Genomic DNA, 13,417 nt, shown 5'->3' on the forward strand with positions numbered 1-13,417 from the left:
GTGAGCTTGGCAAAGCAATGGGCTGCTAAAATTGAGTATGCGACGCAGCAGCTGCAATCGTTATCGTTAATTCGTCATTATGGACGATTAGTTAAAGCTTCGGGCTTGGTACTTGAAGCTATCGGATTAAAATTACCGTTAGGATCAAATTGTTTTGTTGAGCGGCAATCACATGGAAAAATTGATGCGGTGGAGTGTGAAGTCATTGGCTTTAACGATAAAACTCTATATTTAATGCCTTTTGATACCACTGAAGGTATTTTGTTAGGTGCTAGAGTTTATACCGCACAATATGATTTAGCCCACTTTAATCATAAAGTGTTGCCTATTGGTATGGCATTGTTGGGTCGGGTTGTTGATGCAGCTGGAAGACCATTAGATGGTATGCCATTACCTGAAAATATTGAATATCAAGGATTAGCTAATCCATCGCTCAATCCACTACAACGTACACCTATTGATGAGATCTTAGATGTAGGTATTCGAGCTATTAATGCGCTGTTAACCGTTGGTCGAGGGCAAAGAATGGGGTTATTTGCCGGTTCAGGTGTTGGTAAAAGTGTTTTATTAGGGATGATGGCGCGTTATACCAAAGCCGATATTATCGTCGTTGGCTTAATTGGTGAACGTGGTCGGGAAGTGAAAGATTTTATCGAAAATATTTTAGGAAAAGAAGGATTAGCGCGATCGGTTGTGGTGGCTGCACCTGCTGATGTTTCACCGCTACTGCGTTTACAAGGCGCGGCATATGCAACAAAAATTGCAGAAAACTTTCGCGATCAAGGATTTAACGTGCTACTCATTATGGACTCGTTGACCCGTTATGCCATGGCGCAACGAGAAATCGCTTTAGCGATTGGCGAACCGCCCGCTACCAAAGGTTATCCACCTTCGGTATTTGCTAAATTACCGGCATTAGTTGAAAGGGCAGGTAATGATGATAAAGGTCAAGGATCGATTACTGCATTTTACACCGTATTAACTGAAGGCGATGATCAGCAAGATCCGATTGCAGACTCAGCACGTGCTATTTTAGATGGGCATATTGTATTATCGCGTTCACTTGCAGAATCTGGGCATTACCCGGCGATTGATATTGAAGCGTCAATCAGCCGTGTCATGACTGATTTAACGCCTGTTGCCGATGAAAAAAAATCTCGGTTATTTAAACAGCTATTTTCGAGTTTTCAACGAAATCGTGATTTGATTAATGTCGGGGCTTATGTTTCGGGCACCGATTCTTTATTAGACAGCGCTATAACATTGTACCCAGCAATGAAAGATTTTTTACAACAAGGCATTGATGAACATTGTAGTTATCAAGATGCTTATCAACAATTAGCCAATATGTTGCAACCCATTTTAACTAATTAAAAGGGGGGAATGATGAATAAAAGTTCAGGGTATTTGGCGTTTTTAACATTAAAAAAGTTAGCGAAAAAATCGCTAGATGATACGTTAATTAAGTTAAAAAAAGCTGATGATAATCAGCGTTATGCTCAGTCTCAGCTCAATTTATTAAATGAGTATTATCTTGAGTATCAGGGACGATTGAATAAAGCCTTATTTAATGGCATTAAAGGACATGAATTATCAAATTTTCAGGCTTTTATTGCAACACTTGAGCAAGGTATTGCGAAACAAAGAAAGTTATTATTGACGTTAGATATCAAAAAAAAGCAGATAACGCATGAACTTAATCAATCTCAAAAAAAGCTTAATACTTATAAAACATTGTTAGATAAGCAGCAGCAAAAATATGTAGAGCAACAAAACCGGTTACAACAAAAACTTACAGATGAATTTGCTCAGCAACAATTAGCCAGGAGAGCGTTAAATGAATATTAACCTAATCACTGATGTAGCATTAGCATCTTCAAAGCAGTTACCCTCAACGGATGAAGATTTATCGTTGGCAAATAGCGAGTTATTTCAGCAATTATTACACGCTAATCAAAATCATGGGTTAGGTTTGCAACACAGCCTTAACTTAACGCCAAAAATAAGTGATGATAGTGACGCGGATCTTCAACAAGATGATAATAGTTTAGCTATGGTATGGATAACGCCATCTCCGCTAGAAATCGTTAATTCCCGATCAGATGTAACATTAAATGATATGATTGCCCATCATTTAATTGAGAAATCAGATTGGGTCTTAAATGCTAATCAATCGGCTAAGGTTGATAGCTTGCCGTTGAATACGCTGCAAGATGCTGATTTTCAGACAATTGCCAATAATCAAGTTACCGAGTTGTTGATATCGATCAATGATAGTGAACAATTGATCAACAACATCTGCCAGCCAGATGAGTTCTTTAATCAACGTAATGGCGCTAGTAACCGTTTAATGGCAGAAGATTTGGCGGATAAAACAATTACCGCCCATTATTTGCAAACAGATACATCAAGTCAGATGCTCGATTCTGGTAGTATAAATAAACCCATTGCTTTATTTGATCAGTTTGCAACTAATTCTGTAGATAATGATACTGTCATTCATGCCCAAGCCGATAATCATTTTGTGACCAGTATTAATACGTTCACTCAACCTTTTTCACAACAAGCTGCGCCTGTTTCAACCTCGACGTTTGTGATGAATTTGCCTATGCCGGTTGATGTAACACAGTGGCAGGCAGCGTTGACTGAGCAAATTAGCTTAATAACACGTCAAGGTCTTCAAAGTGCGGAAATCAAGTTACACCCGGAACAATTAGGATCGTTACACATTAAGCTTGATCTGCTCGATGATAAAATCAATATGCATATGATAGTTGCCCATTCGGCAGTTAAAGGTGTTTTGGAATCTACATTGCCTTATCTTAGAGCTTCCCTTGAAGAGCAAGGCATGAGTTTAGCACAAACCAATATTAGTGATTTTTCAACGATGCATCATTCAGAGCAATCCTCTGGATATAAATCAAGTAAAAATCATCAATTCACTGCTGCTAATTCAGATACCATTGATGAATCTGTTGAGCAAGTGGAGGCTGACAAGCCATTATCACACTTAGGATTAAGTATATTTGCTTAAGTGAAGGCGTTAGCTTCGGTTTAGCCGTTGTTTCAATGTTAAAAACGTCGAATAGGTGATATTTTTATTGTCTATTCTTCAAATCAATTTTTGGCGCATGATTTATTATTTTTGTAATTTTTACCATTTAGTTGGTCAAAAAATAATTTTAAATTTTTACTGAGATAATAATTAATATGCAAACTACCAAGAAAAAAGTAAGTATTTTAAACATAATACTTATTATCATTACGTTATTAGCATCAGGCACTGCAGTTTATTTATGGTTACAAAATCATTCAAGTAACAAGCCTCAAGTTGAGCAAGAAACGCCAATTGTATCTCCGGTATTTTTAACTTTAAAACCTTTTACCCTTTCGTTACCGGTTGCCGAAGATAATAGTGATGCGACTAAAATTTTGTATGTTGGTATGGTGTTACGCGTTGCTGATGAGCAACAAAAAACAGTTTTGTTAGAATATTTACCAGAAGTGAGAAGTGATGTTTTACTTTTGGCATCAAAGCAGTATGTTAATAATCTTAAAAAAGAGAACGGTAAAACTGATTTACAAGAAAAGATTAAGTCGACGTTAACTCGTCAATATGACGCAAAACATTCTGTAAAAATTGATGAAGTGCTATTTACTGATTTTATACTTCGGTAAGTATTATGTCTGATAAGCAAGAATCAACAGTTGACATTAATCTAACTCCAGATGCTGAGTTTACTCATAACCCAGCAGAGGCTCAATCCGATATTTTGATTGATTCTCAGCAATCTGTTGGTAAAAAGGTTGAAGTCAAACCCTATGATTTATCGGTAAAACATAGTTTTATTCCTGAGCGATTAACCGCTTTAGAAATTATTAATGAACGTTTTTCGCGCCAGTTTCGCATTGGCTTATTTAATTTACTTCGCCGTAACACCGATGTTATTGCTTGCCCGATTGAGCCCAAAACATTTAAAGAGTTTTCGGCAATTTCAGCAACAAATCATCTAAATTTAGTCCATCTTAATCCACTAAGGGGGACGAGTTTATTTTCATTTTCCCCAGAACTGGTGTTTATTGTTGTCGATACTTTATTTGGCGGTGATGGTCACCTCTCTAAAGTTGAAACAGAAGGGCGAGAATTTACTCATACTGAACAACAAATTATAAAACGAGTATTAGAGCTCGCTTTAACTATCTATCAAAATGCTTGGGCAGATATATATTCAATCGAAACTGAATATATTCGTTCTGAAATCCAAAGTAAATTTACCAATATTACCAGCTCGCCGGATGATGTTGTATTAACAACCACATTCAAAGTCGAAATTGGTAATTGTAAAGCTACATTTTGCATCTGTATTCCTTATGCAATGGTTGAACCCATCAAAGAATTACTAATAAAACCGCCAGTGGAACAACAAACGTATCAGGATGATAATGTTTGGATGAGTTCGTTAACCAGTGGGATTAAACAATCAACCGTTGAATTAGTGGCTAACTTTACTCATATCCATACCACAGTCAATAAACTTTTAGCCTTAAAAGTGAATGATATTTTAGTAATTGAAAAGCCTACACATCTTGATGTCACTGTTGGCGGGGTGCCAGTGCTAAAAGGTCACTATGGTAAAGTGAATAAACAATATGCAATTCAAGTCGAACAGGTAATTAATCCTGTTTTAGAACAACTGAATGAAGGAGCACTTAATGACTGATAGCAAATCAACTCATGATGAGGATCAAACGTCCGCTATGGCTGATGAATCAGTGAGTAAACAAACTATTTTTGAAACACTTTCACCACAACAAACCGAAATCAAAAAGCAAGATATCAATTTGATTTTAGATATTCCTGTGAATTTAAGTGTTGAATTGGGCCGAACCAAAATGGCGATTAAAGATCTTTTAAATTTAACGCAAGGCTCAGTTATTGCATTAGATGGTTTAGCCGGTGAACCTTTAGATATATTGATTAATGGTTATTTAATTGCACAAGGTGAAATTGTGGTGGTGGGTGATAATTATGGTGTGCGAATTACTGATATTATTACACCTTCTGAACGTGTACGTAGATTGAGTCGTTAATGTCTAGCAACAATCAACATACATCTCAAGCAATATCCACAAGTGAGCATATCGTGCCTTCTTCATCAGAAATGAACCTGTATACACAAATTGCAACATCGATGGGTCTATCCTTTGTTTTAGTTATTAGCGTTATTTTGTTATTAGGTTGGGTGGTCAAGCGGCTGAGTTGGAAAAAAAAGACAAAGCAGTTAATTGAGGTTAAATCTACCTATAACTTAAGTCCAAAAGAACGCATTATTTTAGTACATGTTGATCACCAATTATTGGTTGTCGGGGTGAGCGCACAACAAATGACGTTATTACATACGATAGATGAACAACGTACTGAAATGTTATTATCCCAATCTACCGCAAGCAAAGAATCAAGTAAAAATAATTTATTTCATCAACTATTACTGTCTACATTAAGTTCGAAAAGGAGTAATAACGAGTGAAGTTAAAAATCGTTTTTTTACTTAGCTTATTATTATTCAGTCAATTATGTCAGGCTGACGTTTCGCCGTTTTCTTTAATTGCCGAACCCACAGCGCAAGGTGGGCAAAGTTGGTCATTGCCGGTTGAAACGCTAGTATTTATTACACTATTGACCTTCATTCCCGCTATTTTGCTGTTAATGACCAGTTTTACGCGGATTATTATTGTATTAGGTTTGTTACGTAATGCACTTGGCACCCAGTCAGCACCACCTAATCAAGTTATATTAGGTATTGCCTTGTTTATGACATTTTTTATTATGTCACCGGTATTTGATAAAATTTATCAAGATGCTTATTTACCTTACTCTCAAAACCAAATTACCCTGCATCAGGGCTTATCTACAGCCAGTCAACCATTACGAGAGTTTATGTTAACTCAAACCCGTGAAGATGATTTAGCGTTATTTGTAAACATGTCTCATTCAGGTGATATTGCAACGCGTGATGAAATTCCTTTAAAAATATTGGTGCCCGCGTTTGTGGTGAGTGAACTTAAAACTGCTTTTCAAATCGGTTTTACGCTTTTTATTCCCTTTTTAGTGATTGATTTAGTGGTAGCAAGCACACTCATGGCGCTCGGTATGATGATGGTTCCACCAGCAACGGTATCTTTACCCTTTAAAATCATGCTGTTTGTGTTAGCTGATGGGTGGCACTTATTATTAGGATCGTTGGCGCAAAGTTTTTTTAGTTGAGGAGTGTTATGTCATCTGAATATATCAGTACATTAGCGATGCAAGCGATAAAAGTGGCAGGCTTGCTTGCTGGTCCTTTACTCCTTGCTGCACTCATTACTGGGTTAATTATTAGTTTGTTACAAGCGGCAACTCAAATTAATGAAATGACATTGTCTTTTATCCCAAAGATTTTGGCAGTAGTTTTAGTACTCATTATTTTAGGTCCATCAATGTTATCAACAATGATTGATTATATTCGAATCGTTATTACCGATATTCCAAACTTAACGCGTTAGGCTTAATGGATTTTAATATTCAGCAATTACTTAATATTGATTTGTTTACTTGGATAAAACAGTGTTTTTTTCCATTTGTACGCATTTTAGCATTGATTATGGTTGCGCCCATTACCGGTGAAAAAGAGGTCCCTAAGCGACTTAAGATTGGTTTAGCTTTATTTATTACTATACTTTTACCCTTGCCTGAGGCTGATAATACTTTAGGGATCTACTCTTTTATCGGGGTTGCTATTATTTTTCAACAAATTGTCATCGGTGTCATGATAGGTTTTACTATGCAGTTAGCATTTATGGCAGTCAGGTTTTCGGGTGAATTAATTGGTATGCAAATGGGACTTGGTATGGCGACTTTTTTTGATCCAATTGGTGGCCCTGCAACCTCGGTATTATCGCGCTTAATTAATATAATCGCACTGTTAATGTTTCTAAGTTTAAATGGTCATTTGTGGTTGTTATATGGCTTGGCTAATAGCTTTGATATCATTCCAATTAGCTTTACCCCTTTAAAACAAAATGGCTATTTAGTTTTAATTGAAGTTAGCGCATCATTATTTGTTAATGGTCTTATGTTAGCCCTTCCGTTAATGACATTGTTGTTGATAATTAACGTCGCGCTTGGTTTATTAAACAGAATGACACCACAATTATCCATTTTTGTGGTCGGCTATCCGGTGACCTTATTATTGGGACTGACCATGTTAACTTACCTGATTACAACATTGCCTGTTTTTGCCGAATCTATTTTTGAACAAATGTTTGAACATATTTCAACCATGCTTTTGGGTTTAAGTGATAGTAATTAAATCTAAAATTGATAGGGTTATATGCTAACTTAATAAATAGTACAGTGATAAGCCAAGGTCATGTTTATAACTCAATTTTGAATTCTTTTTAATTGCAAATTTATGACTATTTTGATGAAAAGAAAAGTAATCAAAAAGCCAAGTTATAGTACAAATGTGTAAACGATTAATGGTCTAACTGATTAAATAAGTGTTAATAATTCCGTCATATACTTGACATTTTTTTATAATAATAAGGGTATACAACAAGATCGTTTTCATTTAGCATACAAGTATATTTAATGCAAATTACGTTGTATTGCATAGTTATTAAACAGATTTATTCTTCCAATTTTAGAAAAATTTATATTTATATTTATGAAAAATAAGGAATAATTGTCAAAAGAGGTAAAGTATGTTAAAATATGGTCTTAATCAAGCATCAAGCATCAAGCATCAAGCATCAAGCATCAAGCATCAAGCATCACACTAATTGATCATTTTCTGTTCTATAACGGTTTTCTTTTTTATATCTCTTCTTATTTCAACTATTTTCTACTTTATGCAATTGCCACTAAAAATTATCGAACTGTATGTCGTATAAAAGTAATCGATATCCTTGTTATTTTAATTTTGCTCGCTACTTTTTTATTGCCAATTAATTCTGCTAATGCGCTATCTGCGGTAACATCTCAAAAAATTATTGGTAATGCACCTAGATTTGTTGATGTTCAAAATGCTACCAATAAGCTTGGGTTCAAAGTGAATGATATCTTGTATCGTGAATTTGACAATAATATCAAATCAACAGAAATAAAAGTGTTTGATGGAGAATTTACCTTTGATAATTTTCAAGTTCAAAATTATGACACTAGCAATCTGGTAGTGTTAAACAATTATAAAGATAGTGATGGTGATGGTGCCCATTTAAATACCCCTTTTATTATTACTGATACTGAATATAAGTGGTTTGATAATAGCGGTAAGCAAATAGATTCAAGTGAATATCAGCATAGTATTGGCTGTGGTAGTGGTTATTATATGCCTCTAAAACTGGTTATTGCTACACAAGTTAAGGTTAAATCACAATATGGGATACCCGATGAGAGCGAATATATAACATTAAAAAAAGAGTATAAAATTGCCACTAAACCTGCCATATGTTTTGCAAAACCTAACGCAACCATTACTGTTGAAAATGCCCAGTGGCATAGTTTTGATGACAATGGTAATTCACAACCTTGGAATCTCAATAATGCGCAAATTAGTTCGATATATGGTGGTGGGCGCACCACTGATTATGTCCTGAATTTTGGTTTTAAAGCATCACCGACACAATCAAATGGAAAAAAATTTCCAACCACTGGTTTTCCTGGGGCTAAATTTCAGTTAGTAATGGCGGGTTCGCAATATGATTATCGTTTTTCTTTAATAACACCAACAAGCGATGTGGTTACGGTTAGTGCAGATGGGTTTGTTACTTTAAACAAGAAACCTGTGGGTAATGTAACTATACGTGCCACGCTGAAAAGAGAGCCAGCGATCACGTTTGATTATACTTTTAATCCAACATCGGTTTGGGCGGTGCCTACAGGGGATTATTCTGCTATTTGGGCCGTTGCTGTTCAAGATAAGTGTGGTAGTGAATCAAATGTATTAAGTCGGCAAGAACTGACTAATTCACCACAAAATCAAGCTCCTCAATTTTGGACTTATTTCGATAATAACTATACTCGCAAGATAGGCGGTGGACTTAGTGCTGAGTGGGGACAAATGAATCAAACAAGTTATCCAGATTCTAATTGGCGCAATGAGCATTATTGGACCAGAGATTACTATTCACCAGACAGGCACTTTGTTGTACATAGTGTTAATGGTGGAGTCGGTTATGATGGCTATGAAAACAAAATAGGGAAAATTAATTATATTGCTTGTAAGCAATAGCTATATTTACATATAAATCACTCCAGCTATAATTTTTTAGATAAAAAGAGTTATCAAGGATAAATAATTAAGGGATGATGTGATTATCGTCCCTTAATATAATATTTATTTTTAATTTAAATTTTGTTTAGCTAGACTATTAATTTTCATGCCAACCTATATAATCAAGCATGATATTCATTAATGGTTTTTCTATGGGGCTGATGTAAAGCCTAACAACAATGCTATTATCACTTTTTTCAGCGTCTTTATTTTCGTTAATGTGTTGCAATCAATTAAATTTATCATCAATTTACAAGCTGGGGTATTAACCTAATAGTTAATAATGGTAATTTTTCAGCATGATAAGCATATAGATGATCGTAAAGGTGATTGTTGTTAACGCGAACATGCGAAAGGTATTTTAATTTTATAAAAAGTTTTAATAACAAAATAGGGGTAAGTATTTTACCTATTGAAGTGTTTGTAATACTGATAAGATCAGTATTACAAACATTTATTGACTAAGCTTTTTTGACAAAGCAGGCTTTTAGCATAATTTTCATACCATCAATTTTACAATCGATTTCATGATCGCCTTCAACTAAACGAATGCCTTTTGCTTTAGCCCCTTTTTTCAGCACAGTTGATGATCCTTTTAATTTAAGATCTTTAATTAAAATAATATCATCGCCATCAGCCAGTAAATTTCCATTACTATCTTTTACCTGAAGGGCGTCAGATGCTTCAGTCACTTGGTTTGGGTCCCACTCATAAGCACATTCAGGACAAACATAAAAAGTACCATCATGATAGGTATGTTCTGAATGGCATTTAGGGCAGTTAGGTATAGATTCCATAATATATGATTAATCCAAATTGAATAAAATAGGACCTACTATAGCAAAAAAACGTTATTAAGTCATGATAATGATGTTTTGGACGTCATCTAATATGAGGTCAATTCATGCAAAAATTCATGATTGTCGTCAATTCAACGATAAAGGTAGAGATTATTTATTATTCAATCCAAAATAGTGATGAGTTTATGCTTTGTGATATTTAATATCATTACTTGCAAATAGTGACTCAACGATTCTTCGGTAATGGGTCTTATTTGTATCATTAAACTTCTAAGTGCATTATCACTTAAATCAGCTTTTGTAATTTGTTATATGGCAATATCTTAGATCTATCTTGCTGTTATGCTAAAAAATCGGTTATATTAAAACCATATTGAATATTTTTTAATTGGTTACAGTTATGCTTAAAAACATCGTAATAAAATTATCGTCCTTAATCTTAACGTTCATCGCTATATTCTTTCATCCTTTAGCAACTGCCGATCAAATCCCACAACCAGAATCACCAAATGTCACTATTGGTATTCAACCTTGGCTTGGTTATGGACAATGGTATATTGCTAAAGAAAAAGGTTTTTTTAACGAAAATGGTTTAACCAATGTATCGATGATCAATTTTATTGAAGATAAAGATATTAATGCGGCTTTAGCCAGCGGACAAATTGATGGTGCGAATGTGGCAACCCATACCGCTATGAGTATGGTAGCTGCAGGCATTCCAGTTAAAATTATTTTATTACTTGATACCAGTAAAACTTCAGATGCTATTTTAGTTGAGCCAAGCATCAAAACATTAGCAGATTTAAAAGGTAAGTCTATAGCTTATGAAGAAGGTACCACCAGCGATATCTTATTACGTAATGCGTTAGACAAAGCCAACATAGCATGGGATCAAATTACCCCCGTACCCATGCCAGCAGCTTCAGCAGGCTCTGCATTAATCACTAAACGCGTCAATGTCGCTGTAACTTATGAGCCATATATTACTGTAAGTAAAGCAAATGATGCTTCTATTCAAGTATTATATGATGGCGCGCAAGTTCCGGGTTTGATTAGTGATGCCTTTGTTGTTCGTAACGAAGTAATTGAAAAAAATCCAGGCAAAGTTTATGCACTCGTTAAGAGTTGGAATGATGCTGTACGTTATTATCATCAACATACACAAGATGGACGAGCAATTATTGCAAAAGGTATTGGTGAGTCACCGGAAGAAATCACCACTGCTTTTGATGGCGTCGAATATCTATCTATTGCTGATAATAATCAGCAATTCAATGGTGCATTTAAACAAAATACATTTGCACAAATATTAAAAGCGGCTACCTCAGCAGGTATGATTATGCAACCAATAAGCTATGAAAATGTTATTGATAGTCGATTTGTTGATAATTTATCTCACTAGGTATCAAAGTGAGTATTTAAATTGTTAGTATTTATTAAGTATGAGTAGTTGAGTTGCAATAATGGTATCTAAAAAGTCCTTACAAGGCAAACACACGTCACAGCGTATATTTACAATAGGTAGGCAGCTCTCGCGCCGCAGTATGTTAACAATTTCAATAGTGACATTTGGCTTACTTTTGGTGCTATGGTGGGGGGTGACAACTTACGGTTTAGTCCAACCTATATTTATTCCTTCCCCACCATCGGTTTGGCAGCGGCTGGTTGTTTTATGGGATAATGGTACATTAATTTCTGATATTCAAGTCAGTGTTTATCGAATTCTTACCGCTTTTATTATTTCGTCAATTATGTCAATTATCATTGGTGTGTTAGCTGGCTGTTTTGCGGTTGGTAAAGCCATTATTGAGCCATTAGTTGATTTTATTCGATATATGCCTGTTGTAGCGTTTGTACCATTAACCATTTTATGGTTCGGTACTGGCGATCAGCAAAAATTTATCATTATTTGGATTGGTACTTTTTTTCAACAAGTTTTAATGGTGATTGATGCGACTAAACGTGTGCCTGCCGATTTTATTGGTTTAGGGCGAACGTTAGGTATGAGTGAAAGTAAAATTCTTTTCAAGATTGTTATTCCATCGGCTTTGCCAGCTATTTGGGATACCTTACGTATTAGTCTTGGATGGGCATGGACTTGGTTAGTTGTTGCTGAATTAGTGGCGGCAACATCGGGTTTGGGCTATCGAATTCTACTTTCACAGCGTTATTTTCAAACGGATACTATCATTGGTTATATTTTAATTTTAGGTTTATTGGGATTAATAACAGATCAGTTAATGCGCCTATTTGAAAAAATACTATTCCGCTATAATGTGAGGTCAAAATAATGGCGAGCTTAACTATCAAACATCTGAATAAAAGTTTTTGTTTAGGTAAGCATCAGCGCAATGTATTAAGTGATATAAATTTATCGGTTAATGATAATGAATTTGTTTCAATTGTTGGCGCTTCAGGTTGTGGTAAAAGCACGCTATTATCGATTATCGCAGGTTTAGAATCTTATGATAGTGGTGAAGTTTTTGTGGATGATAAACCCATTTATACCCCAGGGCTCGATCGTGGTGTGGTTTTTCAATCTTACACTTTATTACCTTGGCTTACCGTCCAGCAGAATGTTGAATTTGCGCTTTCAGCTGCCGGTTACTCAGGCCACGAAAGCCGTGATATTGCCAAAGAACACCTTGAGTTAGTCAATTTATCTAAGTTTGCTAAGGTTTATCCTAATCAATTATCAGGTGGTATGAAACAACGTGTTGCGTTGGCGAGAGCGATTTCATATCGTCCTAAGATTTTATTAATGGATGAACCATTTGGTGCACTAGATGCAATTACTCGTCATCAAATGCAAACATTATTGACTAAAATATGGGAACAACATCGACTCACTGTAATCTTTATTACTCATGATGTTGAAGAGGCAATTTATCTTTCTGATAGAATTGTATTATTGTCAGTGAAACAAAAAGGGATTAAAGCAATTTTTCCTGTTAATCAAATGCGTCCAAGAAATAAATCTACCTTAAATACGGGCGATTTTTTAAATCTGAATCAACAAATCCTTGATGCCATCAATCAAGATATTGAATAAAACATTATTATTACAGTCACAATAAGACAATCAAAAAAGGATTGTTAACCGATATTGTATTGTAGATGTCAATTTGCTTTCTTTTTCATTGGATAAAAAAACAGGTGCACATTGTGCACCTGCTTCTGAGCTAATTAAGAGCACTCATCGTGCTCTAGTTATTATCTAAAATTATTTAATAACTTTAGCAACAACACCCGCACCAACAGTACGGCCACCTTCACGAATCGCAAAACGTAAACCTTCTGCCA

Annotated in this window: 15 protein-coding genes and 1 pseudogene; 14 read left to right on the forward strand and 2 right to left on the reverse strand. The window is 35.2% G+C overall.

The genetic code is table 11. The features are described from left to right. From fliI to J3U59_RS09770, 11 genes are all read left to right on the forward strand, one after another. A complete protein-coding gene (gene fliI / locus J3U59_RS09720; protein WP_267334090.1) occupies positions 1 to 1,374 on the forward strand; it encodes a flagellar protein export ATPase FliI in 1,374 nt (457 codons plus the stop codon). Between the two features lie 12 nt (positions 1,375 to 1,386). Continuing rightward, positions 1,387 to 1,848: a flagellar export protein FliJ gene (gene fliJ / locus J3U59_RS09725; protein WP_267334091.1), complete on the forward strand. Its 462-nt coding sequence runs from the start codon at positions 1,387 to 1,389 to the stop codon at positions 1,846 to 1,848. Continuing rightward, a complete protein-coding gene (locus J3U59_RS09730; protein ID WP_267334092.1) occupies positions 1,838 to 3,034 on the forward strand; it encodes a flagellar hook-length control protein FliK in 1,197 nt (398 codons plus the stop codon). Before fliJ ends, J3U59_RS09730 begins: the two co-directional genes overlap by 11 nt. Before the next feature lie 176 nt (positions 3,035 to 3,210). Next, entirely contained in the window at positions 3,211 to 3,678 is a 468-nt protein-coding gene (locus J3U59_RS09735; protein ID WP_065799326.1) for a flagellar basal body-associated FliL family protein, read from the forward strand. A 5-nt stretch (positions 3,679 to 3,683) separates the two neighbouring features. Next, the gene (gene fliM / locus J3U59_RS09740) at positions 3,684 to 4,721 is read left to right on the forward strand and encodes a flagellar motor switch protein FliM (protein WP_267334093.1); all 1,038 of its coding nucleotides are present in this window, start codon (positions 3,684 to 3,686) and stop codon (positions 4,719 to 4,721) included. 37 nt (positions 4,722 to 4,758) lie between these two features. Then, positions 4,759 to 5,091, forward strand: coding sequence for a flagellar motor switch protein FliN (gene fliN / locus J3U59_RS09745; RefSeq protein ID WP_416379605.1), 333 nt, complete (start codon positions 4,759 to 4,761; stop codon positions 5,089 to 5,091). Further along, complete coding sequence (locus J3U59_RS09750; RefSeq protein ID WP_267334094.1) at positions 5,091 to 5,528, forward strand: FliO/MopB family protein; 438 nt, start codon at positions 5,091 to 5,093, stop codon at positions 5,526 to 5,528. The genes fliN and J3U59_RS09750 overlap by 1 nt, the downstream gene beginning before the upstream one ends. Next, entirely contained in the window at positions 5,525 to 6,265 is a 741-nt protein-coding gene (gene fliP, locus J3U59_RS09755) for a flagellar type III secretion system pore protein FliP (RefSeq protein ID WP_323849471.1), read from the forward strand. The genes J3U59_RS09750 and fliP overlap by 4 nt, the downstream gene beginning before the upstream one ends. An 8-nt stretch (positions 6,266 to 6,273) precedes the next feature. Further along, positions 6,274 to 6,543, forward strand: a complete 270-nt coding sequence (gene fliQ / locus J3U59_RS09760; protein ID WP_267334095.1) for a flagellar biosynthesis protein FliQ — start codon at positions 6,274 to 6,276, stop codon at positions 6,541 to 6,543. Between the two features lie 5 nt (positions 6,544 to 6,548). Continuing rightward, positions 6,549 to 7,349 carry a flagellar biosynthetic protein FliR gene (gene fliR / locus J3U59_RS09765; protein ID WP_267334096.1) on the forward strand — a complete coding sequence of 267 codons (801 nt, stop codon included), beginning with the start codon at positions 6,549 to 6,551 and terminating at the stop codon, positions 7,347 to 7,349. A 630-nt stretch (positions 7,350 to 7,979) separates the two neighbouring features. Then, the gene (locus tag J3U59_RS09770; RefSeq protein WP_267334097.1) at positions 7,980 to 9,272 is read left to right on the forward strand and encodes a hypothetical protein; all 1,293 of its coding nucleotides are present in this window, start codon (positions 7,980 to 7,982) and stop codon (positions 9,270 to 9,272) included. A gap of 503 nt (positions 9,273 to 9,775) precedes the next feature. Here J3U59_RS09770 and J3U59_RS09775 read toward each other — a convergent pair. Then, the gene (locus J3U59_RS09775; RefSeq protein WP_267334098.1) at positions 9,776 to 10,111 is read right to left on the reverse strand and encodes a zinc ribbon domain-containing protein YjdM; all 336 of its coding nucleotides are present in this window, start codon (positions 10,109 to 10,111) and stop codon (positions 9,776 to 9,778) included. Positions 10,112 to 10,514: 403 nt separating this feature from the next. On the opposite strand from J3U59_RS09775, the gene J3U59_RS09780 reads away from it, so the two are divergent. The 3 genes from J3U59_RS09780 to J3U59_RS09790 all read left to right on the forward strand — a co-directional run bounded on the left by J3U59_RS09780 (position 10,515) and on the right by J3U59_RS09790 (position 13,166). Further along, positions 10,515 to 11,516, forward strand: coding sequence for an ABC transporter substrate-binding protein (locus J3U59_RS09780; protein WP_267334099.1), 1,002 nt, complete (start codon positions 10,515 to 10,517; stop codon positions 11,514 to 11,516). Positions 11,517 to 11,577: 61 nt separating this feature from the next. Beyond that, positions 11,578 to 12,405 carry an ABC transporter permease gene (locus J3U59_RS09785; RefSeq protein WP_267344702.1) on the forward strand — a complete coding sequence of 276 codons (828 nt, stop codon included), beginning with the start codon at positions 11,578 to 11,580 and terminating at the stop codon, positions 12,403 to 12,405. Next, positions 12,405 to 13,166 (forward strand): ABC transporter ATP-binding protein, encoded by a 762-nt coding sequence (locus J3U59_RS09790; protein ID WP_065799333.1) that lies wholly within the window; start codon positions 12,405 to 12,407, stop codon positions 13,164 to 13,166. Before J3U59_RS09785 ends, J3U59_RS09790 begins: the two co-directional genes overlap by 1 nt. 171 nt (positions 13,167 to 13,337) lie before the next feature. Here the strand turns inward: J3U59_RS09790 and J3U59_RS09795 are convergent. Then, positions 13,338 to 13,417, reverse strand: a pseudogene (locus J3U59_RS09795) (elongation factor Tu); the annotation flags it as partial.

The sequence above is a fragment of the Gilliamella sp. B3783 genome, assembly GCF_026536125.1.
Lineage (GTDB): Bacteria > Pseudomonadota > Gammaproteobacteria > Enterobacterales > Orbaceae > Gilliamella.